Origin of the sequence: Mesorhizobium metallidurans STM 2683, assembly GCF_000350085.1 — a bacterium.
GTDB lineage: Bacteria > Pseudomonadota > Alphaproteobacteria > Rhizobiales > Rhizobiaceae > Mesorhizobium > Mesorhizobium metallidurans.
On the sequence record NZ_CAUM01000150.1, the window covers coordinates 119276 to 144133 of the forward strand.

18 protein-coding genes are annotated in these 24858 nt (G+C 63.9%); 2 read left to right on the plus strand and 16 right to left on the minus strand.

Going from position 1 to position 24858, the window contains the following annotated elements:
• Positions 1-31 precede the first annotated feature (31 nt).
• From MESS2_RS27335 to MESS2_RS27350, 4 genes are all read right to left on the minus strand, one after another.
• Positions 32-1528 (minus strand): xylulokinase, encoded by a 1497-nt coding sequence (locus tag MESS2_RS27335; protein ID WP_008877836.1) that lies wholly within the window; start codon positions 1526-1528, stop codon positions 32-34.
• A 21-nt stretch (positions 1529-1549) separates the two neighbouring features.
• Positions 1550-2872 (minus strand): NAD(P)H-dependent oxidoreductase, encoded by a 1323-nt coding sequence (locus tag MESS2_RS27340; RefSeq protein WP_008877837.1) that lies wholly within the window; start codon positions 2870-2872, stop codon positions 1550-1552.
• Positions 2873-3133: 261 nt separating this feature from the next.
• Positions 3134-4024: a DUF427 domain-containing protein gene (locus MESS2_RS27345; RefSeq protein WP_008877838.1), complete on the minus strand. Its 891-nt coding sequence runs from the start codon at positions 4022-4024 to the stop codon at positions 3134-3136.
• Between the two features lie 2 nt (positions 4025-4026).
• Positions 4027-5682 carry an ABC transporter substrate-binding protein gene (locus tag MESS2_RS27350; protein ID WP_008877839.1) on the minus strand — a complete coding sequence of 552 codons (1656 nt, stop codon included), beginning with the start codon at positions 5680-5682 and terminating at the stop codon, positions 4027-4029.
• Between the two features lie 115 nt (positions 5683-5797).
• On the opposite strand from MESS2_RS27350, the gene MESS2_RS27355 reads away from it, so the two are divergent.
• Positions 5798-6709, plus strand: a complete 912-nt coding sequence (locus tag MESS2_RS27355) for a LysR family transcriptional regulator (RefSeq protein ID WP_008877840.1) — start codon at positions 5798-5800, stop codon at positions 6707-6709.
• A 6-nt stretch (positions 6710-6715) separates the two neighbouring features.
• On the opposite strand, the gene MESS2_RS27360 is transcribed toward MESS2_RS27355, so the two are convergent.
• The 9 genes from MESS2_RS27360 to MESS2_RS27400 form a co-directional block, all read right to left on the minus strand.
• Positions 6716-8755 carry a dipeptide ABC transporter ATP-binding protein gene (locus MESS2_RS27360; protein ID WP_040594134.1) on the minus strand — a complete coding sequence of 680 codons (2040 nt, stop codon included), beginning with the start codon at positions 8753-8755 and terminating at the stop codon, positions 6716-6718.
• On the minus strand, positions 8748-9638 hold the full coding sequence (locus MESS2_RS27365) for an ABC transporter permease (RefSeq protein ID WP_008877842.1): 891 nt from the start codon (positions 9636-9638) through the stop codon (positions 8748-8750). The genes MESS2_RS27360 and MESS2_RS27365 overlap by 8 nt, the downstream gene beginning before the upstream one ends.
• Positions 9635-10525, minus strand: a complete 891-nt coding sequence (locus MESS2_RS27370; RefSeq protein WP_006330197.1) for an ABC transporter permease — start codon at positions 10523-10525, stop codon at positions 9635-9637. Before MESS2_RS27370 ends, MESS2_RS27365 begins: the two co-directional genes overlap by 4 nt.
• Positions 10526-10600: 75 nt before the next feature.
• On the minus strand, positions 10601-12952 hold the full coding sequence (locus MESS2_RS27375) for a molybdopterin guanine dinucleotide-containing S/N-oxide reductase (RefSeq protein ID WP_008877844.1): 2352 nt from the start codon (positions 12950-12952) through the stop codon (positions 10601-10603).
• Between the two features lie 137 nt (positions 12953-13089).
• Complete coding sequence (locus MESS2_RS27380; protein WP_008877845.1) at positions 13090-14754, minus strand: ABC transporter substrate-binding protein; 1665 nt, start codon at positions 14752-14754, stop codon at positions 13090-13092.
• A 228-nt stretch (positions 14755-14982) separates the two neighbouring features.
• Positions 14983-16167 (minus strand): mandelate racemase/muconate lactonizing enzyme family protein, encoded by a 1185-nt coding sequence (locus MESS2_RS27385; RefSeq protein WP_008877846.1) that lies wholly within the window; start codon positions 16165-16167, stop codon positions 14983-14985.
• Between the two features lies 1 nt (position 16168).
• Positions 16169-17275, minus strand: a complete 1107-nt coding sequence (locus tag MESS2_RS27390) for a mandelate racemase/muconate lactonizing enzyme family protein (protein ID WP_008877847.1) — start codon at positions 17273-17275, stop codon at positions 16169-16171.
• Between the two features lie 60 nt (positions 17276-17335).
• The gene (locus tag MESS2_RS27395; RefSeq protein WP_008877848.1) at positions 17336-18073 is read right to left on the minus strand and encodes a GntR family transcriptional regulator; all 738 of its coding nucleotides are present in this window, start codon (positions 18071-18073) and stop codon (positions 17336-17338) included.
• A gap of 108 nt (positions 18074-18181) precedes the next feature.
• The gene (locus tag MESS2_RS27400) at positions 18182-18970 is read right to left on the minus strand and encodes a HalD/BesD family halogenase (protein ID WP_008877849.1); all 789 of its coding nucleotides are present in this window, start codon (positions 18968-18970) and stop codon (positions 18182-18184) included.
• Positions 18971-19078: 108 nt separating this feature from the next.
• Here MESS2_RS27400 and MESS2_RS27405 point away from each other — a divergent pair, with 108 nt between their 5' ends.
• Complete coding sequence (locus tag MESS2_RS27405; protein WP_008877850.1) at positions 19079-20017, plus strand: LysR family transcriptional regulator; 939 nt, start codon at positions 19079-19081, stop codon at positions 20015-20017.
• Between the two features lie 9 nt (positions 20018-20026).
• Here the strand turns inward: MESS2_RS27405 and MESS2_RS27410 are convergent, their stop codons facing one another.
• Genes MESS2_RS27410 through MESS2_RS27420 form a run of 3 tightly spaced genes read right to left on the minus strand, consistent with a single transcriptional unit; the run spans position 20027 to position 24641 of the window.
• A complete protein-coding gene (locus tag MESS2_RS27410; protein WP_040594135.1) occupies positions 20027-21181 on the minus strand; it encodes an efflux RND transporter periplasmic adaptor subunit in 1155 nt (384 codons plus the stop codon).
• Between the two features lie 17 nt (positions 21182-21198).
• The gene (locus tag MESS2_RS27415) at positions 21199-24387 is read right to left on the minus strand and encodes an efflux RND transporter permease subunit (RefSeq protein WP_040594136.1); all 3189 of its coding nucleotides are present in this window, start codon (positions 24385-24387) and stop codon (positions 21199-21201) included.
• Positions 24381-24641, minus strand: a complete 261-nt coding sequence (locus tag MESS2_RS27420) for a hypothetical protein (RefSeq protein WP_008877853.1) — start codon at positions 24639-24641, stop codon at positions 24381-24383. Before MESS2_RS27420 ends, MESS2_RS27415 begins: the two co-directional genes overlap by 7 nt.
• Positions 24642-24858: the final 217 nt, after the last annotated feature.

Genomic DNA, 24858 nt, shown 5'->3' on the forward strand with positions numbered 1-24858 from the left:
TGCCGGCGTCTCACGTCGTAGCGTGACTAAACTAAACGTGCCCAACCTCACCTAGCCGCGCATGAATGTCGCGCGTCGCGTGATAGAGGTCGCGGTAGATATCTTTGCGCGTGCGATAGAAGGAAACCAGCTCGCCGACCGGCTCGACATGCCTGGTCGGCGCTGCCGTCATCGCTTCCGCCGCGGCCTCGGGCGAGGCAAACCAACCGATTGCCGAGGCCGCGAGCATGGCGGCGCCCAGTGCCGCCGCCTCATTCACTGGTGAGACGGAGAGCGGTCGTTCCAGCACACTGGCCATGATGCGCATCAGCAGCGCCGAATTGGTGCCGCCACCAGCCGCGATCATCGCCGTTGGCTTGCCGCCGGCTTGCGCTTCCATCGCTTCGCTGGCGATAGCCTGCTCGAAGGCGATGCCTTCCAATACGGCGCGGAAGAGATGCTTCGGCTCGTGGTCGAGCGACAGGCCGACGATCGCGCCGCGCGCCGCGCCGTCCCAATAAGGGCTCATCACGCCGGCCCAATAGGGCATGACGAGCAGGCCGTCGCTACCGGCGGCGACATCGACCGCCGCCTTCTCCAGTGCCGCCGCGGAGGCAGAGTTTGTCGTGCGCACGATCCAGTCGACCAGTTGCATGCCCGAGCGCAGCACGGTCTCCAGCATGAAGCCGGAGCCGGTCGGCGAGACCAGCGTTCGAAACGCATCCGAGGTGGCGACAGTGCCGGAATGGCAGCCGCTGACGACGCCGGAGCCGAGCGAGAGATAGCTCTTGCCCGCGCCGTGGACACCCATGCCTAAGCCCATCGCCTGGCCATCGCCGGCGCCGGCGACGACAGGCGTTCCGGCCCTGAGACCGGTCAGCCGGGCAACGCTTTCTGTAAGGCCGCCGCAGACCGTGCCGGGCGCGACCAACTCCGGTAACTGCTCCAACCGCAGTCCGGCAGCCTCAACGAGGCGCGGATGCCAGGCGCCTTCCGCTATGTCGATCAGTCCGAGCGGATCAGCACTTGCCGTGCTGGTGACCAGCCGCCCGGTCAGCCGGTGGACGAAGAAGACATGCACATCGACAAGTGCCGCCGCCTTGGTGAGCGCCTGGGGTTGGTGTTCGGCCAGCCAGGCGATGGCGTAGAGCGCCGGGGTGGGATCCGGCGGCTTGCCGCTCCAGTCGCGGATCGCCTCGCGGCCGAGTTCGGCCGAAAGCCTGGCGACCTGCGGGCGGGCGCGCTCGTCGAGCCACAATATGGCGGGGATGAGCGGCTTGCCGGCGCTGTCGATCAGCGTGAAGGTCTCGCGCTGGTGAGCTATGGCAATCGCCGCCACGCGCGCGGCGCCGACCTTGTCGGTGACCGCTTTCAACGCGCCGAGCAGCGCCGTCCACCAATGTTCGGCGTCCTGTTCGAAATGGCCGGGTCTGGGATTGGAAAGCGGATAGGTTTCCCGCGCTTGGAAGAGTTCTTTGCCGTCACGCGTGAAGGCGATCGCCTTCACGGCCGTCGTCGAGGCGTCGATCCCGATTACGACATCGTCCATCAGGCGAATATCCGGTGGAGATCAGGCAGCGTTGGTTACGAACCGTCCGTCCGACTGGTCGAGACGACGGCGGATCTGGGTTATCACCATCGAATCGTCGGGTACACAATTTTCATAGGTGAGGAAGTCGCCTGTCTTGACCGGCTTGACCACCTTGGCGCGCTCGGCCAGCCCGAGCGGCAGGGCGCCCTTGGCGCGTGCGTCCTCCCAGGTCATGGCAAAGCCGCGATAGTCGTTCTCGCCGATCATGCCGAGCGACTGTCCGTGCCCAAGGTCGCTCTTGGCCACCGCCACCGCTTCGGCCACCGGATGGTCGAGCGGCTCCATGTCGGCGCGCTTATAGACCACGGCGCGCGCCGCCGACAGCGGCACTTCGAGGCTGGTCAGATGGTAGGGGCGGAAGATCGTGAAATAGGGGCCCTTGCCGACCTTGAGGTCGACCATGCGTTCCAGCACGCGCGGATGTCTGGTCTCGATGATGCAGAACACGCCTGGCGCCACACCCTTGCCGATCGAATAATCGACCACGCCCTTGCGATGCAGCACGCCGCCATCCTCGCGCGGGCAGAGCACGCTGGCCAGTTCCTCCAGCGTCGCCGTCGGACCGTGCATGCCGGGCACATCGGGCACCAGGCCGGTGGCGTTGGCAATCGCCACCATCTCGATCGCCGTCTTGGAGCCGTCGACGAACTCGACCAGCATGCGCGCATTCATGTTGCGCTCGCTGGCTTCCTTCTCGTAGTCGGCCGGCATGGCATCGATCTTCAGCGGATTGTTCTTGCCCTTGCCGGCGGCAATGATGTTGAAGCCGAGGCTCCTGGCAAAGCCGATGATCTCCAGCGTGCAGGCGGGTTCGTCGCCGGCCGCACCGGTATAGACCACGCCGGCCTTGCGCGCTTCCTCTTTCAGGAAACGCCCGATGGTGATGTCGGCCTCGACATTGAGCATGACGATATGCTTGCCGTTCTTCATCACTTCCAACGCAAACAGCGTGCCGATATTGGGATTGCCCGTCGCGTCGATGATGACGTCGATGCGGCCGGCTGCCGCCAGCGCGTGCAAATCCTCGGTCACCGCGATCTTGCCGGCCTCGATGGCGCGGTCGATGGCGGCCGCATTGGCCGCCTGCACGATGTCGGAGCGGTCGTGGCCGGCGAGCAGCGCCGCGTCGATCGCTGCTTGCGGCCTGACCTCGGAAATGGCGCCGATGCGCATGCCCGGCATCAGCGCCACCTGGACGACGATGTCGGTGCCCATCTGCCCGGCGCCGGCAAGTCCGATGGTGATCGGTCCCTGCTTTTCAGCACGCTGCAAAAGTTCCGCTGCGAATTGCGGATGGGACATGTCGCTTCCTCCAATTCCTGACGCGCCGCCGCGCCGAACTCATCTTTTGAACATTCCTATTTCCATTTGAAAAATATTTCAATCGACAATTCGGCAAATCTTCGACAGGCGGTGCTGGTATCAGCAACGCGAACTAACTAGGGATTCGTGGAGGGGCAGCGTCGGATCACCGCAATACGACGCAAACGCACAGCCACAGCGACGGCACCTTGCAGTCACTGCGGCTATTGGATCTCAGCAGACGATTGGAGAAGAACAGCCTTAGAAATAGCCGTCCGACGCGGCCGTGGCTTCCTTGGGAATTTCGACGCCGTCGACCAGGATCTTGTCGACCAACTCGTGGTGGAAGCACACCAGCCCCTTGATGCGCTCGGCCTCGTGCACCGGTTCGGGATAGTACCAGACGAGGTTCTCGTGGCGCTTCTTGGGAGTCGTCACATGGTAATAATTGGAGATGCCCTTGTAGGGGCAGCGCGAAATGTAACGGCTGGGCGCGAACATATCGAGCCTGGTGTCGGAGATCGGCAGATAGTGGCGCACCGGATGGCCGGTCTCGAACAGGAACACACCGCGGCGGGAATCCGCCACCTGCTCGCCATCGAGGATCACCTGCACGCGTCTTGACGAGGGCAGGCAGTCGACGCGGCGGAACGGGTCGCGGGCATGGACGAAGATTTCCTCGTCCTCCTCGAACCAGTGCCCCATCTTACTCCAGTGGAAGGATATGTAGTCCGCTATTGGCGGGCAGCCCTTGACCGGATCGAGATAGCGCCAGGCGCCGTCCTCGACCAGCGTGATGCCGGTATTCAGCGAATAATGGGTGGCGACGCCCTTGAACGGGTCCTCCGTCGTCGTCTTGCTGGGCAGCAGGAACTCCTCGCGCACATCGCCGATCGGGAAATAATAGACCGGCAAATGATCGGATTCGTAGAAGACCAGCGCCTTGGTCGTGTCGGCGACGGTCATCGAGCCGACCTGCACGCGCAGCCGCTTGGGGCAGGGCATGGTGAAGGCGACGTAGCCCGGTTCGAACTCATACTGCACGACGGTGTCGAGCAAAGGGAAATGCGGCCCGCGGCCGCGTAGATGGGGCTTGCGAATGATAGTCTCCCGTTTCTTTTCTTTTGCGATCGGGCGTTGGTGCGCGGTCATGATCAGCCTATGGAAACGCGATCGAGCAGCAGCCCGGCGGCGATCGGCGGCAGGCCGCTGACATTCTTGCGCACCGGCACCAAAAGGTCGGGGAAATAGCTGAAGATGACCGGCGTCTCGTCGAGCAGCAGTTTCTGGATGTCTGACGCCGCGCTCTGTTGCGCGCCGATATCGAGCGCCTTCAAATAGCTGGTGACCATGCCGTCATAGGTCGAATTCTTGAAGTGCGCCGCGTTCCACGGCCCGTCGCTGACCAGCGGGCTTTTGAGGAACACGTTCGGCACGCTGCGATGCGCGTAGTCGGTGATGCCGAGCGGGCTGTCCAGCCAGTCCGACTGGCCGAACACCGCCTTCCCATAATATTTGTCCTGGTCCTCGATGTTGAGCGAAATGCGGGCGCCGATCTCCTTGGCGAAGTTCTGGAACAATTGCGCGTAGCCCGGAATGTCGGAATAGCGCAGCGTCGTCAGCGTCATGTCGAAGCCGCTGGCCAAACCAGCCGCTTCGAGCAGCTGTTTTGCTTTGGCGATGTCCTGCGTGCGCTGCGGCACCGATTTGTCGGTCGCCGGGAAGGCCGGCGCGAATGGGCTGTCATTGCCGGTCGCCGCCATGCCGCGGCAAAGGCCATCGACCAGCTTCGAGCGGTCGATGCACAGCGCCAGCGCCTGGCGCACGCGCTTGTCGGTGAAGGGCGCCATGTCGCAGCGCATATGCAATTGTCGGTGGGCGGTAGAGGCGACGCGCAAGACGGTGATATCGGGACTGTTCAGCACCACCTGGCTGACATCGAGCGGGACGGCGTCGAGCAGGTCGACCTCGCCCGCCTGCAGCGCCAGGATGCGCGGCTGCACGTCGCCATAGAACTTGAATTCGAGTCGATCAGGAAGCGCCTTCTCGCCCCAATAGTCGGGATTGCGGATGAAGGTCGCGCCGACCTTCGGCGTGTAGCTCTCCAGCCGGAACGGTCCGGTGCCCTCGAAGGTCTTTTCGTAGTCGCCCTTGTAGCTCGCCGGCAGGATGACGGCGTTGTAATTGTCGATCGACACCGAATAGGGAAAGCTGCCGTTGGGCGCATCGAGATGGAAGGCAACGGTATAGTCGTCGACCTTCCGGGTGCCCCCTTTCGACAGCAGTCCCTTGAACACTGACAGCGCGTTGGACGACCCGCTCGGATCGGCCAGTCGGTCGAACGTCGCCACCACGTCAGCCGCCTTGAACTCTTCGCCATTATGGAACTTGACGCCCTTGCGCAGCTTGAAGGTCCACACACTGCCGTCCTCGTTCGGCGACCAGCTTTCGGCCAGCACCGGCTTCAAGGTGAGGTCCGGCTGGGTGATGCAGAGGAATTCGGCGGTCTGGAACACCAGCTGGTAGCTGCCGCTGTCGTAATAGGTGACGGGGTCGATGGCACCGCCCGGCGTCGCGACGCCGGCGCGCACGGTGCCGCCCGGTTTGCCCTCGGCGCGCGCCTGCGGTGCGCCAAGGCCAACCGCCGAGGCGATGCCGCCGAGAAACGGCAGCGACAGGCCAAGCAAGCTGCCATGACGAAGAAAATCGCGGCGGCCGATCCTGCCGGCCAGGAGTTCCTCGATAGCGGAATTTTCGATTGCGGTGAGGTTTCTGCGGGCGGTATCGATCATCCTGAAATGCTTTGGCATGGCGGCATTCCTTGCTTATCGCGGGGGCTTCGCCATCTAGTTCATTGTTGACCCCACCCGGAAAGCGATATTTTTTGATGGGGTCATCGAAATTTTCGATGCGAGAGGCCTAAACATGGACACCGAAAATCTGCGCAGCTTCCTCGAGGTCGCCGCCCATGGCAGCTTCACCGTCGCGGCCAACAGGCTCAACCTTGCCCAATCCACTGTCAGCGCGCGGATCAGGGGCCTGGAAGAGCAATTGGGACGCCGGCTTTTCGTTCGCGACCGCGACGGCGTAGCACTTACCCCGGCCGGGCGGCAGTTCCTGCCGCACGCCTCCTCGATCACCCGCACCTGGGAACAGTCGAGACAGGACATCGCCGTTCCCGACGGCTATGAGACGCTGCTCAGGCTCACCGCTCCGGCCTATCTCTGGGACCGCATCACCTCGCCCTGGATCGCCTGGATGCGCGAAAGGCGGCCGAACGTTGCGCTGCGGCTCGAGGGCAGTTTCCCGGACCTGGCGATCGACCAGATGGCCGAGGGCCTGTTCGACATCTGCATCCTCTATCTGCCGCGGCCGCACCCCGGCATCGTCTATGAAACGCTGGCGGTCGATCAGGTCGTCCTGGTCCAGCATGCCGCGCAAACCGGGCCTTGGACCGAGAATTATATTCTCATGGACTGGGGGCTGGAATTCCGCATCGAGCACGACCGGGCCTTTGCGGCGATGGTGAAACCGGCAATATCGGCCGGGCTGGTTTTCATCGGCCTGCAGCATGTGCTGTCGCAAAAGGCCGCCGCCTATCTGCCGCTCAGTGCAGTCAGCGGCCACATCGAGCGTGGCGAGTTGCGACGCATCGCGGACGCGCCGGTATTCCAGCGCCCGATCTACCTGGCCTATCCCGAGAATCCAACCTCGTCGGACATTCTGGAGGTTGCCCTGGAGGGATTGCGCACGCTGGCAAACGCGTGGTCGGCAGGTGAAGGTTTCGCCGAAGGCGATCGTGCCTTCAGCATGGCTGACGCGCTGCCGGGCGCGTAGCCGTCATCAGGCCGGTTCCGGCTGGACGACCTTCTTCTGCAGTGTTGCCAGTTCGGCATAGGGGATATGGCATCGGATTGCGTGTCCGGGTTCAGTCTCGCTGAGTGGCGGCTCCTGTTGCTCGCAGATTGGGCCGAGCTTGCGCGGGCAGCGGGTGTGGAAGACGCAGCCGGGTGGCGGGTTGGTGGCGCTGGGGATCTCGCCGTCGAGGCGGATGCGTGACGTCTCGGTCTGGTCGAGTTTTGGCACGGCCGACAGCAGCGCTTCGGTATAGGGATGATGCGGCCCGGCAAAGACAGCTTCTGACGGTCCGAGTTCCATGATCCTGCCGAGATAGAGCACGGCGATCTGGTCGGAGAGATAGCGAACCACGGCAAGGTCATGCGAGATGAAGATGTAGCTGACATCTTCCTTCGACTGCAGGTCGGCGAGCAGGTTGAGAATGGCCGCCTGCACCGAGACATCGAGTGCGGAAGTGGGCTCGTCGCAGACGACAATGCGCGGATCACCGGCGAAGGCGCGCGCGATGGCGACGCGCTGCTTGAGCCCGCCCGAGAGCTGGCGCGGCTTGACGGCAAGATGGCGCTCGGTCAGCCGCACCGAGCGGACGAGATCGGTCAAGCGGGCTTCGAGCGCCTTGCCGGAGAGGCCTGCCAGCCGCTTCAGCGCCCGGCTGATCAAATGACGGATCGAATGCGAGCGGTTGAGCGCAGAGTCCGGGTTCTGGAAGACAATCTGCATGGCCTTGACCTGGTCGTCGCCGCGGCTCTCCAGCCGCGGCGCCAGCGGCTTGCCTTCGAGCTCGATCATGCCGCCTTCGTCCGGCGCCACCAGGCCGAGCAGCAGCCTGGCGAAGGTGGTCTTGCCGCTGCCGGATTCGCCGACCAGACCGAGCGTCTCGCCAGGCCGCAGGCTGACCGAGACATCCTTGACCGCACGCAAGGGGTGGCCATGGCTGGCATAGGTCTTGTTGAGGCCCTCGACGCGCAGCACCGCCGGCGATGCCGCTTGTCGTGCGGGAGCCGCTATATTGCTCGGTGTGGCGCGCGGCAGCGATTGCGCCTGTTCGTGATAGTGGCAGCGCGACAGCCGGTTCCCCGCATCGTCAGCCAGCTCGTAGAGCGGCGGCGGTTCGGTGCGGCAGCGCTCGGTGGCGAGCGCGCAGCGGTCGGCGAAGGCGCAGCCTTTGATGTCGGAGCCGATGCCGGGCAAAAAGCCGGGTATGGTGTCGAGCCGGCCCTGGTCCTTGCGCTGGCCGCCACGCGGCAGGCAGCGCAGCAGCGCCACCGTATAGGGATGGCGCGGATCGTTGAACACGGCCTGCGTCGGTCCTTCCTCGACCAGCATGCCGGCATAGAGCACGCCGACCCGGTCGCACATCTTCGAGACGACGGCGAGGTTATGGCTGATGAACAGGATCGAGGCCGACAGTTCCTGGCGCAACTGCCCGATCAGGTCGAGCACTTCGGCTTCGACCGTGGCGTCGAGGCCGGTCGTCGGCTCGTCGAGGATCAGCATCGAGGGATCGTTGGCCAGCGCCATGGCGATGGCGACGCGCTGCTGCATGCCGCCGGAAAGCTGGTGCGGATAGCGCTGCATGACGCTCGCCGGATCGGAGATGCGCACCCGGTTGAGCATGGCGACCGCTCTGCCGCTGGCTGCCTGTCCCGAGACGCCGGCAAGCTCAAAGATCTCGGTCAGCTGACGGCCGATGCGGATCGACGGGTTCAGCGCCTTGCCCGGATCCTGATAGACCATGGAGACGCTTTCGGCACGGGCGCGCCGCAAGGCTTCGGCATCGAGCTTCATCACATCCTGGCCGTCGAGCGCAATCGCGCCGCCGGTGATCGAACCATTGCGCGGGAGATAGCGCACCACCGACAGCGCCACGGTGGACTTGCCGCAGCCGGATTCGCCGACCAGCGCATAGGCTTCGCCCTGGCCGATGGTGAGATTGAGATTACGCAGAACCGCCCGGTCGCGGCCGCCGACGCGGTAGGCGACCGAGAGGTCGCGGAGTTCGAGCGCGTTGGCGGGTTCAGTCATTGAACGCTCCATGGACGCCATCGGCCGCCAGATTGACACCGATCACCAGCGAGGCGATGGCCAGCGCATCGAACAGCACCGTCCACCAGAAGCCGCCGCCGATCATGCCGTAATTGCTGGAGATCGACAGCCCCCAGTCGGGTGACGGCGGCTGGATGCCGAAACCCATGAAGGAGAGCGTGGCGACGGCGAAGATGGCGTAGCCGAGCCGCACCGTGGTCTCGACCAGGATCGGCGGGATGACGTTGGGCAGAATCTCGACGAACATCGTATGCAGTGCACTTTCGTGCCTGAGCTGGGCGGCGGCGACATAGTCGAGCTCGCGTTCGGCCAGCACGGCCGCGCGCACCGTGCGCGCAATGATCGGCGCGAAGCTCAGGCCAATGACGACGATGACCGTGGTCTTGGAGGTGCCGAGCGCGACGATGGCGAGCAGCGCCACGATGACCACGGGGATGGCCATGAAGGCTTCGAGAATGCGGCTGATGATGTCGTCGACAATGCCCCGGAAATAGCCGGTGAACAGCCCGAGCGCGGTGCCGGCTATCGTCGCCAGCAAGGTCGCGAGCGGCGCGACGGTGAGGATGTCGCGCGAGCCGACGATGACGCGCGAGAAGACGTCGCGGCCGATCTGGTCGGTGCCGAACCAGTGTTCGGCCGAGGGCGGCGCCAGCGCGTTGATGATGTCGTCGGCCAGCGGATCGTACGGAGCAAAGTGTTCGCCAAACAGCGCGCAGGCAACCCAGAACACAACGATGGTAAGCCCGGTGAGGAAGGTGCCCGACCTCAGCAAGGAGAAAAACACCTCGGCCAGCGGCCCGCGCCGGCTGGTATCGTTGGGTGCCGGAGCCGGCATGCCGGCGGAACCGTCGGTGGCGCTCATTGGTCTGTCCCCAGCCTTATGCGTGGATTGAGCACGGAGTAGAGAAAGTCGGCGGCCAGGGTTGCCACCGCATAGACGATGCCGATGGTCAGGATGCCGGCCTCCAGCACTGGAAAATCCTTGCCGCGCGCGGCGGTGAAGATCAGCGAGCCGATGCCCTGGTAGCGGAACAGCGTCTCGATGACGACGAGGCCGCCGATGAGATAGCCGGTCTGGGTGGCAATGACGGTGATCGTCGGCAACAGCGCATTGCGCAGCACATGGCGCCAGATCACCGTGCGCCACGGCAGACCCTTGAGCACGGCGGTGCGGGTATAGTCGGAATCGAGCGCCTCGATCATGCCGGAGCGCGCCATGCGGGCGATGTAGCCGAACAGCACCAGGAACAGCGGCAGCGAGGGCAGGATCAGGTAATAGAGCTGGGTGAAGAAGCCGGCATCCCTTGGCCATGCGGCCGAGATCGGCAGCCAGCGCAGCCAGACGCCGAAGATCAGAATGAGGATGATGCCGGTGACGAATTCGGGCAGCACCGTCACCGACAGGCCGCCCAGGCTGATGATGCGGTCGAGCGGCCGGTTGAGGTTGAGCGCGGCAATGACGCCGCCGAGGATGCCGATCGGCACCACCAGCACGAAGGCGACCGCCGCCAGCTTCATCGAATTGCCCAGCGCATCGATGACGAACGGCGCCACCGGCGAGCGGAAGATATAGGACGTGCCCATGTCGCCCTGGATGAAGTTCCAGATCCAGCTGCCATACTGGGTCAGCAGCGGCCGGTCGACGCCAAGCGAGTGATTGAGCGCATCGACCGCGCGCTGGTCGGCGAACGGACCCAGTATCGCCCGCCCGACATTGCCCGGTAGAACCTGCCCACCCAGAAACACCATGATGCTCAACAGGAACAATGTCACGAGCGACAGGGCGATGCGTCGGATAAGGAAGCTTAGGATGTCGCCGACTCCTTATGAAAAGCCCTTCGGCCCTGGCAAGTCAGGGACGTCGGGCAAACTCAACATAGCAGGTGGATCGAACGCCGTGACCGGTGGAACGGTCCCCGAGAAGCGCGACACCTGAACCAGCGTCGAATTGCAGGTCGGCGATTGGGCCAGTCGTGACGTGCCTCGATCGGCCGTAAGCACATTCGGGTTGCCGTGCTTTTCCAGACTGGGCGACTGCCCGGGCTCGGAAGGATCGAACCAGGCGCCGGTCGGCAGCTGCACCACCCCCGGCATCAGCCCGTCCGTCACTATTGCGCCGGCCAGGCACGATCCGCGGTCGTTGAAGACGAGAACGATCTCTCCGTCCTGAATGCCGCGCGCCGCGGCGTCCATCGGATTGATCAACAGCGGGGCACGGCCCGACACCTTGCCGGCGCGGCTGACCGAGCCATGGTCATACTGGCTGTGGAGCTTGTCGGCCGGCTGCGGCGACAGCAAGTGCAGCGGGAACTGTCCAGCCAGGCTGCTGCCCAGCCATTCCAGCGGCTCACGCCAGACGGCATGGCCTGGGCAGTCATCATAGCCGAAGGCATCGATCGCCAAGGAAAACAGCTCGATGCGTCCCGACGGGGTCGCCAGCCGGTGCCGCTCGGGATCCGCGCGGAAAGCGCCGAGGAATATCTGCGAGTTGATTTGCCGCCTCAGTTCGGCATGGCCGTCATGCCAGAAGCGCTCGAATGGCGGCATGTCGATGCCGACGGCAGCGGCGTTCTCTGCTGCCTGCGCATAGAGCAGCCGAATCCATTCGCCTGCGTCGCGCCCTTCGGTGAAGGGTTCGCGCACGCCAAGCCGCGTGGCCAGATCGGCAAAGATCCGGTAGTCGTCACGCGCTTCCCCAACCGGTTCGATGACCTGTTTCATCGCGACCATCAGATTATCGCGATTCGAGAAGGCGAGATCGTTTCTCTCCACCGTCGTCGTGACCGGAAGGACGATGTCGGCATGCCGCGCCGTCGCCGTCCAGAACGGCTCATGGACGATGATCGTCTCCGGACGCTGCCATGCCTCGACGAGCCGGTTCAGGTCCTGATGATGATGGAACGGATTGCCGCCGGCCCAGTAGACGAGCCTGATATCGGGATAGGACAGGGCGGCGCCGTTGAACTCGAACGATCCGCCCGGATTGAGCAGCATGTCGGCCACGCGCGCGACGGGGATGAAGCTCGATACCTTGTTGTAGCCTTGGGGCAGGGAGGGCCATCGAAATCCGAGTTCCGGTCTTCCCGCGCCGTTGGTCGAGGAATAGCCGAATCCGAATCCGCCGCCCGGCAAGCCGATCTGACCGAGCAAGGCGGCGAGCGTGATCGCCGCCCAATAGGGCTGTTCGCCATGATCGGCGCGCTGCAGCGACCAACTGACCATCACCATTGTGCGCTTGGCCGCCATCTCTCTCGCCAGCGCCACCATTCTGTCCTCGGCCACACCGGTGAGGGCTGCCGCCCATGCCGGGTTCTTCGGCTGGCCGTCGCTCTCTCCCATGACGTAGGCCCGCACCATCTCGAAGCCGGTGCAGCAGTGTGCCAGAAACGCTTCGTCGTGGCGGCCTTCGCTGATCAGGGTATGACACAGAGCCAGCATCAGGGCAGTGTCGCTGTTCGGCCTCAGACGAAGCCACTCGGTCTCGACTGCGCGCGGAGCATCGTCGCGCACGGGCGACACGTTGATGAGCCGGGCGCCGTTGCCGACTGCCTTGCGCAAGGCGGCGGAAGCCTCGTGCCGCCCCGTGCCGCCACCTTGGATCTGCGCGTTGCGCCAGGGCAACCCACCGAAGGCAACGATCAACTCGCTATGCCGCACGATGCCGTCCCAGGTGGAATGATTGCCCGTCAGGCCGTCGGTGCTGCCAAGCACATGCGGCAGGATCACCTCCGCCGCACCGTAGGAATAGCTGAGGATCGAGCGTGTGTAGCCGCCTATCGTGTTGAGGAAGCGGTGCACCTGGCTCTGGGCATGGTGGAAGCGCCCGGCGCTCGCCCAGCCATAGGATCCGGCATAGACTGCGGCATTTCCGTGCTCGACGCGGACCCGGTCCAGTTCGGCGGCCACGAGATCCAGTGCCGTTTCCCAGGGCACTTCGACAAAAGGCTCGCTGCCGCGCCGGCCGCGGCCGGCCGATCTGTCTCCCTCGAGCCAGCCGCGCCTGAAGGCGGGGCGCGAGACGCGCATGCTTCCCTCGGTGGTGCCGAGCATGGACCTGCCGATCGGCGACGGATCGGGATCGCCGCTCCACGGCTCGACACCGACAAGCCTGCCGTTCTCGGCACTGACCTCGTATGTCCCCCAATGCATGGTGGTGAGCAGGGTTCTGGACTCCATGGGATGCGTCAATGCTGGATCATCGTCCCGCCATGGCCAGTGCCGGGCAAGGCGCCGCCCCACCCTTTCCCGGCTGGTCGCGAAGTGCCAGCCCTTTCTCGGGGCTGGCGGTCGCAGGCATCAGCTCTTCCTCCCGATCAGGCCTTCGCGGCCTTTTCCAGGAAAAGCTGCGACATGGCGGTCGGCTGCACGCCGGTCAGGCCCTTCGTGGTCGCCGTCAGATAGTCGTAGAAATAGCCGAAGATGACAGGCGTTTCCTCGAGCAGCAGCTTCTGGATCTTGCCGGCAGTTGCCTTCTGCGCCTCGAGGTCGAGCGCTGCAATGTAGCTGGTCGCCAGCATGTCGTAGTCCTTGTTCTTGAAGTGCGCCGCATTCCAGGTGCCGTCGCTCTTCAGCGGCGCTGCCAGGAAGACGTTCGGCACGCCGCGGTGGCCGTAGTCGGTGATGCCCATCACCGAATCCAGCCAGTTCGACTTGCCGAACACCGCATCGCCGTAATAGGCGCCCTGGTCTAGGATGTTGAGATCGAGCTCGACACCGATCTCCTTGACCCAGTTCTGGATGAGCTGGGCATATTCGGGAATCTCCAGATAGCGCTCGGTGGTTAGCGTTACCTTGAAACCCTTGCCGGCGCCGGCTGCTTCCATCAGCTGCCTGGCCTGCGCGATGTCCTGCTCGCGCTGCGGCACGGTCGGATCGGTGGAAGGATAGGCCGAGGCAAATGGGCTGTCGTTGCCTTCGATGGCGCGCCCCTTCATCAGGCCGGCGACCAGCTTCTTGCGGTCGAGGCAAAGCGCGATGGCGCGGCGTACGCGCGGGTCTTTCAACGGATCGGAATCGCAGCGCATGTGCAGTTGCTGGTGCGCAACCGATTTCAGGCTGATGATGTCGATGGCCGGATCGTTGAGCAGGCCGACGCCTGCCAGCACCGGCAGCTGGTTGATGATGTCGACCTGACCGCCCTGCAGCGCCAGGATCATTGGCTGCGTGTCGGCGAAGAAGGTGAACTCGGTGCGCTCCGGCAGCGCCTTGTCGCCCCAGTAATCGTCGTTGCGCACGAAGGAGGCGCCGACCTTCGCCGTGTACTTTTCCAGCTTGAACGGCCCGGTGCCGTCGAAGCTTTTCTCATAGTCGCCCTTGTAGCTCGCCGGGATGATGACGGCGTTGTAGTTGTCGGACGACACCATGTAGGGAAAGTTGCCGTTCGGCGCGTCGAGGTGGAATTCGACGGTGTAGTCGTCGACCTTCTTGGTGGCGCCCTTCTGCAGGATGCCGGTGAACACCGACAGCGCGTTGGACGAATTGGCAGGATCGGCGAGCCGATCGATGCTGGCCACGACATCATCCGCCTTCATCTCGCCGCCGCTGTGGAACTTGACGCCCTTGCGCAGCTTGAAGGTCCACACAGTGCCGGTGTCGTTCGGCTTCCAGCTTTCGGCAAGGGCCGGCTTGAGCACGAGGTCCGGGCCGTCGATGCAGAGGAATTCGGCGACCTGCTGCAGCACGACAAGGCCGCCGGCGTCGGCGATAGTCACCGGGTCGATGGCCGCGGCGGGCACGCTGCTCGCGACGCGAATGGTGGCGCCGGGCGCACCCTGGGCACGGGCAAGAGAGGGCGCGGCGCCTAGGCCCGCGGCCATGCCGATGCGGCCGAGCAGCGGCAACGACAGGCCGAGCAGGCTGCCGTGGCGAATGAAATCGCGGCGGCTGACCCGGCCATCGACGAGCCCGTCGATAAGATGATTTTCGAGCGGCGAGCGATTGCGCCGGATGAGATCGAGAATGCGATAATTCTTGCTCATGGGTTCTACCCTTTCCCCTATGTTCTTGTGATTGACGAATTCAGGATGTTCTCCGTATCCCGGCCGTCAACGAGGTCTGTCGAGACTGTAGCATGCGGTCTTGGCCGGTCCACCCCGTCCTTGCGGCGGAGGGGCCGGTTTTCAAGGCACTGCTTCCACCATTCATTCCCGTTCGTGGCTGCGGCTTTTCCTGTTGTAGCTGTCTCCTGTCGGTTCGTGTGATCACTCCTAGTTCAACGGCAGGCGCCGATAGGTCCCCGGCTTTGCCGGGTCATGATATTTGTTGCACGGTCCGTTCTCGATGAAGTCGCGATGGCAGGCGGCAAGGTTTTCGCGCGACAGGGTGACGCCAAGGCCATGGCCTTCGGGCACTCGCACGACATTATTCCTAGGCGAAAACGGCCCTTCCTCGATGACGTCCATCGGCAGCATGCGAAACAACGACTGGTTCGGCTCCCTGATCCAGCCGAATGCCGCGCACAGATGCAGATAGGCGGCGCTGCCGATGCCGCTGTCGCCGCTGTAGCACCAGAAATCGATGCCGGCATGCTCGCAGGCGCCGACGAAGCGCAGCATGCGGCCGATGCCGCCATGCGCGGTCGGATTGCCGACGAAGGCGTCCGGCACCTTGATCTCCATGGCGCGCGCAATGTCGATATTGTGGGTCGAGAACGGGATCGAGCAGTGGCGGCGCAATTCGCGCATCTCCTCGATGGTCGCCACCGGGTCTTCCCAGTTGCGCACGCCGAGCTCTTCCAATGGCCGCGCCAGCCGTCTGGCCGTCGTCAGCGAATAGGCCTGATTGGAATCGATGCGGATCATCGCCTCGTCGCCGAGTTTTTGGCGGATCAATTCCACCATCTTCAGCGAGACCTTCGTATCCCCGGTCGAAAACTTGCCTTCGAAGAAGGTCGTGCCATGCGTCTCGTGCAGCTGGACACAGTAGTCGGCGACTTCTTCCGCTGTCTTCTCGCCCTTCACCTGAGGCCCATCGCCGCGCAGCGAGAAATAGTCGGTAAAAGGAATGTCCTTGCGCACGGCGCCGCCGAGCAACTGGTAGAGCGGCTGCCGCCACGCCTTGCCGCGCAGGTCCCACAACGCCATCTCGATGGCGCCGAAGGCCATGATGCGGCTGCGGTCGTTGATTGACTGCACGCCGGTCCAGTAGGGCAGGCAGACCTCTTCGGCACCGGCGATGTCGAAGGCGTCGCGGCCGACCAAGCGCGCCGCAAGATTGTCATTGATGATCGCCGCCGCCGCCGGCGTCGGTGCCTCGCCAAGGCCGATCAGCCCATCCTCGGTCTCGACTTCGACGATGGTTGGCGAAAACCCGTCGAGTTCGCCGAACACCCAGGCGTAAGGTGCCTCCAGCCGGAGATTTATCGGTGTGGCCCGGATGCGGCGGATCTTCATCTCAACTGCCGACCGCGAAGAAGGGTCTGCCAAGCAGGTCCGGAAGGACATCGATGCCGAGGCCGGGTCCATCGGGGATGCCCATGCGGCTGCCGGTGACCGGCGGCATGTTCGATGCGGTGCGCACCGTCACCCATTCATGGAAGGCAATTGCATGCAGCCGGCGCTCCTGCGGCGTCGACAGCGACAGATGCGCCATGGCTGATGTGTCGATCTCGGCGCCGCCGGTGTCCTCGACGGTGATCATGAAGCCGAGGTCGACGGCGAGATCACGGATCTGGCGTGTCTTCGTCACGCCGCCCAGCCGTGAGATCTTCAGCGTCAGCCCGTCGGCCGCGCCCTTGCGGTGGATATCCAACATGTCGTCCAGAGAGGCGACGGATTCGTCGAGCACCATCGGCTTGTCCAGCGAGCGGCGCACCGACATGTTTTCGTCGATCGTCGTGCAAGGCTGTTCGAACGTGTAGTCGATGGCACGCGTGGCATCGGCGAACTGACGCGCCTGATAGGGCGTCCAGCCGGCATTGGCGTCGCAGAAGATCACGGTACCCTTCGGCACCGACGCGGCGACCGCGCCGACGCGCTCGATATCATCATGGACATTGCCGCCGACCTTGACCTGCAGCCGGTGGAACCCGTCCTTGACGATGCGCCTGGCAAGTGCCGCCATCTCATCGACCGTGCCATGGGTGACGACCTTGTAGAGTTCGGCCGTCTCGCTCTCGCGCCCGCCGAGCAGCGTGACCAGCGGTACATCGGCGGCACGCGCTGCCAGGTCCCAGCACGCCATGTCGAGCGCAGACTTGATGTAAGGGTGGCCCTTGAACACTGTGTCCATCAGCCGCCCTATGCTGGCCAGCCCACGCGGATCCTGGCCGATGAGATGCGGCGCGATTTCGACAACGCCGGCGCGTGTGCCGGCGGGGAAGGCGGGCGAATAGAAATTGCCGAGCGGCGCCATCTCGCCCCAGCCGGTGAGCCCGCTGTCGGACGTCATGGCGATGATCACCGCATCGAAAGCGTCGGCGACCCGCCCCTTGGACATGCGGTACGGCCCGTCCACGAAGGGCTGCACGACATGGTAGGCCTTGATGGTTTTGATCTGCACGTTTCTCTGTCCGTTGTCTGTAATGCCCCGACGAAGCCGCCAATTGCGGCTTCTGTCGACTCAGCCGCGTTCCGGTCGGCCGTGCCCCTGACGGGCACGATCGGCCCGGCCACCCTTGGATGCCCGCTGTTCGAGGCTGCGCGCATAGGCAAGCAGTTCCTCGAAATCGAGATCGATATGCTCGCGGGCATGGCGCTGGGCGGCGCGCATATCCTTGCCTTTCAGGAGCCGCACATAGGTCTCGTGCATGTCCTCTGATGGCACCGGTTCGTTGCGCGCCCGCTGATGCAGGGCAAAATACATCTGCAGCCGGCTGGTAAGCCGCTGCCAGGTCTCCAGCAGCACCGAATTGTCTGCCCATTCGTGGATGAGGCCGTGCAATTGCAATGCGGTTTCGATCTGGCGGGTGGTGTCGCGGTCGCGGGTCGCCTGCTTCACCGCCTCATGACGCTGGTCAAGCTCGGCGAAGAAGCGCTGGTCGCGCAGCTTCCAGGTCAGTTCGATGGCGAACTCGTCCAGCACCTTGTTGAGCGAGTAGGCATCGTCGATATCCTTGGCGGTCACGTCGATGACGAAGGTTCCCGCATAGGGAATGCTGGTCAGTATGCCTTCCTGCACCAGTTCGCGCATCGCCTCGCGCAGCGGCGCGCGGCTCACCCGCATCTGTTCGGCAATCCTGAGTTCGTTGAGCTTCTGCCCCGGCTCGAGCTGGCCGGTCAGGATCGCGCGCCGCAGCAGCGCCACGATCTCGGCCCTGCGTGTCGTATCCGCGATCGGACTGAAATCCAGCTTGCCCATTCGGCCACTCCAGAGGAACCGAAAGCTAGACAAGCAGATTGTCGACAATCTGACAAGAGCCTATCTACTGGATCGCACACTCATTCAGGCGTTCGGCAGTCAGGCGCCTCAGGCCGCCCGACCATAGAAGCCGACCCGTTCTTCGTCGCTGAACATCACGCCCGGCTTCTCGTAATAGGAGAACACTGCGATCATGCGTTCGCGCTCGCCCTCGACGGTGGTGACGCGATGCGCGGTGTTCTTGCCGCGGAAGACGTTCAGCGTACCTGCCTTCAAGCGCAATATCCTGGCCTCGGGATCGCGTCCTTCGAGCAGCCTGGCCACGCCGTCATAGTTCGGATTGTCGTCGGAGCGCAGATCGGTGCGGTATTCGAGATCGCCGCCGCGCTCCGCGGCCTGCAGCAGAAGTGTCGTCGTAAACTCAGAACGGTCGAAGTGCCAGTTCAGCGCCTCGCCGGCCCGATAGGCCATGACATTGGTGCGGGCGAGGGGATCCTGCATCACGTGCAGCCGCGGCTTGCCCATTGCCGCCGCCAGGAAGCGCACCAGCGGCTCATATTCATAAATGGCAAGCACGGTGCTGCCCGCAATCTGGTCGGCGCAGACCGTGTGGCTGATCGTCTCGACCTTGCGCAACGCCGGATGGTCGGGCGCCAACTCCGGAATCGATGGCTTGAAGTAGATGTTGTGCATGCGCTTGTGCACATGCGAGCGCGTGTCCATCACCGGCCGGATTTCAGAGACCGCCCGCTCGGCAATGCCCGGGCGCAGAAAGCCCTCGAAGTTGAACATGCCGTTGCTCGCCAGAGCGGCGCCCGAGGCCTCCACCAGTCGCTTCCATTCGGGGCTGCCCTCGCGGTCGAGCGGGTAGCGGTCCAGGTCGAGAATGTCTTTCATCGTCGCGTCCTCGTGAAATCCTGAAGCGACTAGACAGCAAGTAAATCTTTCTCTCAATGCGGAAAATTGTTAGGCTTGCAAAAGGAAAACTTGGGAAGAGGGGCGAGCATGGAAAAACTCCCGCCGCTGAATGCGGTGCGGGCCTTCGAGGTCGCTGCGCGCGCCGGCAGCTTTACGCTGGCCGCCACGGAACTCGGCGTGTCGTCGGCGGCGGTCAGCCAGCAGATACGCAATCTGGAAAACTGGTTCGGCAAGCAGCTGTTCGTGCGCAGCGGCAACCGCATCGCGCTGACCGATGCCGGCCATGCGATCTATCCGCAGACCGCACGCGCTTTGGGCGACATCGCGGCCATCGGCCGACGCATGCTGGAAGGCGGCTTGAGAACGCGTCTTGTCGTCAGCGTGCCGTTTTCGCTGGCCGAACTCTGGCTCGCGCCGCGGCTGGCCGTGCTGCTCGATGCCTTTCCACGGATGGCGATCGATGTCCGCGTCGAGGATGACCCTGTCGATGTCGTGCGCCAGAACATCGATCTACGCGTCAGTTATGGCGACTATCACTATCCGGCGCTCAGAATGGTCCGCCTTGTCCATGACGATGTGCTGCCGGTCGTCGCGCCCGACTTCTGGCAGCGTCACAACAACGGCGCCTCCGGTCTGGCCGAGGTGCATGAAAGTCTTTTCATCCACACCAATTGGGGGCCGAACTATGCCTCGCACCCAAGCTGGGCGGACTGGTTCGCAGCGTCAGGAGGAAGCCGCGCGCCCGATCCCTCGCATGGACGGCGCGTCGGCCTGTCCAGCCTGGCTATCGCCTCGGCGAGACTGGGTCTCGGCATTGCGCTCGGCCAGCGGGTCATGGCCCGTGCCGATCTGGAAGCCGGGCACCTGATCGCGCTCTCATCCGTTTCGGTCCGCCTCGGCCAGCCCTATTGCGCCTTCATGGCTCCTGCCAAGGCCGAGCGTGCCGACGTCGCGGGTCTGGTTGAGCTACTCAGCAAAACGGCGCCCTCGACGTGGGGGTCGAGGGCGCCACAGGACCGGATCTGATGGGGGTTATCAGGTAGCCGGTTTCTGTTGTGGCAGGGGCGAAACCGGCATTCCCGGTCCGATCTTCTGCAGATTGCCGGTGATCACCTGGTCGCCTTCGGCAACGCCGCTCAGGATGGCCACCTGATCGCCATTGACCGGTCCGAGCGAGACGATGCGCTGGTCGACCGTGTTGCCCTTTCCGAGCACGTAGAGGTATTTGCCGAGCTGGCTCGAGCCGAGTGCGGCTTGCGGCACCATCAGCGCATCGGGCTGCTGCTTGATATGCAGCCTCACACGCACATATTGGCCCGGTAACAGCGTGAACTTCGCATTGCCGATCGTCGCCCTTGCCGTGATGGTGCCGGTCGAATGATCGATCGTGTTGTCGATGAAGGTGAGCTGGCCCTTCTGGCGCGGCTCCGTGTCACCGGGCAGCAGGACATCGACATCGACAGGCCCCGCAGCACGGGCTTCCTCGAGCTGCGCCAGATCGGTTTCGCTCGGGTTGAAGGTGACATAGATCGGATCGAGTTGCACCAGCGTGTTGAGCACTGTGCCGGCGACGCTGACCAGCGTGCCGACCGAGGCCTGGTTGCGGCCGATGCGCCCGGCGAACGGGGCACGGATTTCAGTATAGCCAAGATTGAGCTCGGCGGTCCGCACGGCGGCCTGGTTCACCGCGAGCGAAGCCTGAGCTTCGCGCAAGGTGCTGGTGCGCTGGTCGAAACTGTCCTTGGCGAGGTAGCCACTCTTGGCGAGTTCGGTGCCGCGGCCGAGATTGGAGCGTGCGTAGTCGACCGTTGCCGTGTCGCGCTGGACCTGAGCTTTCGCCTGGTCAAGGGCGGCCTCGAAATCCTGCGGGGCGATCTTGTAGAGAAGATCGCCCTTGCTGACGTCGCTGCCGTCTGCGGCAGCCTGCTCCTCGAGATAGCCCGGCACGCGCGCCTGTAGCGTGATGCTGCGGATGGACTCCACCCGGGCCGCATAGTCGAGATAGATCGGGATCGTCTTCTTGACCACGCTCACCACCGGCACCGGCATGACGAACGCCGCCGGAGCAGGTGTCGCGGCCGCTGTGCCGGCATTGAGGCTGAGATTGCCCATGTCGAGCCAGTGAACGCTCGCCATCGAGATCGCCCCCAGCGCGACAGCCGCTCCCAACGCGATTTTCCATTTACGCATGATTGATGTCTCCAATCCTATTCGGCCGCTTCCGCCAATCGCACAGGCGTCGGTTCGGCAGTCGGTTCAATATGGTCTTGTTCATGTTCGGCGGCGGGTTCGCTCTGCCCGCGGCCCTCGCGCAGTTGCTCGATCACCGCATAGAAGACCGGCACGAACACCAGCGACAGGATCGTCGCCGCGACCATGCCGCCAAAGACGGTGGTGCCGATCGACTGACGGCTCGCTGCACCAGCACCTGTGGAGAACATCAGCGGCAACACGCCGAGGATGAACGCGAAGGCGGTCATCAGGATCGGCCGCAGCCGCAGGCGCGCCGCTTCCATTGCGGCATCGACGATGCTCAGGCCTTCCTCGCGCCGGCGCCGGGCAAACTCGACGATCAGAATGGCATTCTTCGCCGCCAGGCCGATCAGCATGACGAAGCCGATCTGCGAATAGACGTCGATCTGCATGCCGCGCACCAACAAGGCAACAAAGGCACCGAACAGGGCAAGCGGCACCGCCAGCAGCACCATGAACGGCATCGCCCAGCTCTCATACTGCGCCGCCAGGATCAGGAAGACGAAGACGATGGCGAGCCCAAAGACGATGGACGCAATCGATCCGGCCTTGAGCTCCTGATAGGTGATGCCGGTCCATTCGTAGCCGAAATCCTTCGGCAGCGCCGTGGCGGCGGCCCGTTCCATGGCGGCGACCGCCTGGCCGGACGAAAAGCCGGGCGCCGCACCGCCATTGATCAGCGCCGACGCATTGTTGTTGTAATGCGGCACGGTTTCCGGGCCGACGATGGGCACCAGCTTGCCCAGCGTGCTCAACGGCACCATGCCGCCGGAAGCATTGCGCACATAGAGCCGCGAAATGTCGGCGGCACCGGCGCGCGCATCCTTGTCGGCCTGAATCGTCACACGAAAGGTGCGGCCGAACAGGTTGAAATCGTTCACATAGAGCGAGCCGAGATAGATCTGCAGCGTGTTGAACACATCAGGCAGGCTCAAGCCCAATAGCTTCGCCTTGTTGCGGTCGAGGTCGTAGTTGAACTGCGGCGTCGAGGTCGAGAACGACGAGAACAATTGCTGCGGGTTGAGTTCGGGCTGCTTGCGCGCCTCGGCGAGCACGGCTTGCGTCGCATCGTTGAGGGCAACGCTGCCGCGGCCGGTCAGATCCTCGACCTGGAATTCGAAGCCGCCGGTCGTGCCGATGCCAGGGATCGAGGGCGGATCGAAGCTCAGCGCAAAGGCTTCCGGAATCTGCATCAGCTTGCCGCGCACATCGGCGACGAGCTTGGAGGCGCTCTGGTCGGGTCCGCGTTCGTCCCATGGCTTCAGGATGGCGAATTCGACCGCCGAGTTCGACTGGGCGGCGCTGGTCAGGAAGTTCAGGCCGCTGATCGAGCCGACGATATCGACACCGGGCGTGTTCTGCAGGATGTCGCGCGCCTTCTGCGCCACCGCGTCGGTGCGTTCCAGCGACGCCCCGTCGGGCAACTGGATGACGACGAAGAAATAGCCCTGGTCCTCGACCGGAAGGAAGGTTGAGGGCAGCTTCTGCCAGACGAAATAGGTCGCGACGAGTCCGGCCGCGAACAGGCCGAGCATGATCCAGCGCAGGCGGATGAGGATGCCCACGCCATGGGCATAGGCGTGCGACAGCCATTCGAAGCCCGCATTGAACCAGCGGAACGGCGCGAATTGCGTTTCCCCGCGGTGACGCAGGAAGGCGGCGCTGAGCGCCGGGGTGAGCGTCAGCGAGACGAAGGCTGAGATGCCGAAGGAGATCGCGACCGTCAGGGCAAACTGGTTGTAGAGACGGCCGGAAACGCCGGGGATGAAGGCGACCGGCACGAACACCGCCATCAGCACGGCGGTTGTGGCAATGATCGGACCGGTGACCTCGGCCATCGCCGCGCGGGTGGCTGGCAGCGGCTTTAGTCCGGCCTCGAGCTGTCGCTCGACATTTTCGACCACGACGATGGCGTCGTCGACGACGAGGCCGATCGCCAGCACCATGCCGAGCAGGCTGAGCATGTTGAGCGAGAAGCCGAACATATACATGACGACCAGCGTCGCCACCAGTGACACGGGAATCGCGATCGTTGGGATGATCGTGGTGCGCCAGCTCTGCAGGAAGATGAACACCACGGCGACAACCAGAACCAGCGCCTCGCCGAGCGTGACCAGCACGTCTTGCATCGAAGCCGAGACGAAGCGCGTCGTGTCGTAATGCATGGCGTAGCTGACGCCCTTCGGGAAACGGCCCGACAGTTCCTGCATCTTGTCCTTGACGCGCTGCTGCAGATCGAGCGCGTTCGAACCCGGCATCTGGTAGACGGCGAGCACTACGGTCGGATCCTTGCCGAAATAGGCCGACGACGAATATTGCAGCGCGCCGAGTTCGATGCGCGCGACGTCGCGCAGCCGCACCAGCGAGCCGGTCGCGGCATCGGCGCGCACGACGATGTCGCCGAATTCCTTGGGATCGCTCAGTCTGCCGACTGCGTTGACCTGCATCTCGAAGGCGGTACCGGCCGGCGCCGGCGACTGTCCGATCTTGCCGGCCGCGACCTGGACGTTCTGCTCGGCAATGGCGTTCTGCACGTCGACGGCGGTGATGCCGAGATTGGCCAACTTGTCGGGATCGAGCCATACGCGCATCGAATAGCGCCGCTCGCCGAAGATCTGCACGTCGCCGACGCCGGGCAGGCGCTTCAGCGGGTCGACCACCTGCAGATAGGCGAGGTTGCTCAGCGCCACCGGATCGATGGAGCTGTCGGGCGAGGTGAGGTTGACGATCAGCACGAAATTCGGGTTCTGCTTCTTGATCGTCACACCACCCTGGTTGACGATCGCCGGCAGCGAGGAGGCGGCCTGCGACACCCGGTTCTGGACATCGACAGCGGCGGTGCTCAGCGAATAGCCGACCTCGAAGGTGATGGTGATTGTCGACGAGCCGTCATTGGAGCTCGACGACGACATGTAGGTCATGCCCTGCACGCCGTTGATCTGCTGTTCGAGCGGCGTCGTGACGGTATCCGCGACGACTTGCGCGCTGGCGCCGGGATATTGGGCGCTGACCACGACCTGCGGCGGGGTGATGTCGGGAAACTGCGAGACAGGCAGTAGGAAATAACAGATCGTCCCGGCGAGCACCATGATGATGGCGATCGCCGATGCAAAGATCGGACGGTGGATGAAAAAGTTCACCATGAAACGCACGCCTCGTTGAATGCTTTTGCTTCGCCAAATGCCTTGGCAATCCTGGACAGTTGCCGGCCATGCCCGGATCCCGCGTCTCCTGAAAAACGAGACGGCGGCGCCTTGCGGCCCGGATGCTGCTGATCGGCGAGCGACCGCAGCATCCTCTCGAATGCATGCGGGTCGACGCCGTCCGCCTTCATCACCAGCCGGATCATCGGATCCCGGATGGCTTCATCGATTGTCAAATCCTTGCGCTGCGACATCGAAGCGGCTCCTTGCTGGCGATTCGCATCGAATGATCGCGAATCGTTTTTCGTGGTTCTCACCGGCCGAAGCCGCATGACAGGCAGTTTCCTTACCCTGGTTCCGTCCCGGCAGGGCCTAACGGCGATGTCGATCGTTGACGGCAGGCAAGATAGGTGTTACCAGTAAGTAACATTCGTGACGTTACAGACCGGTAACACCCTAGTCAAGAGGTGT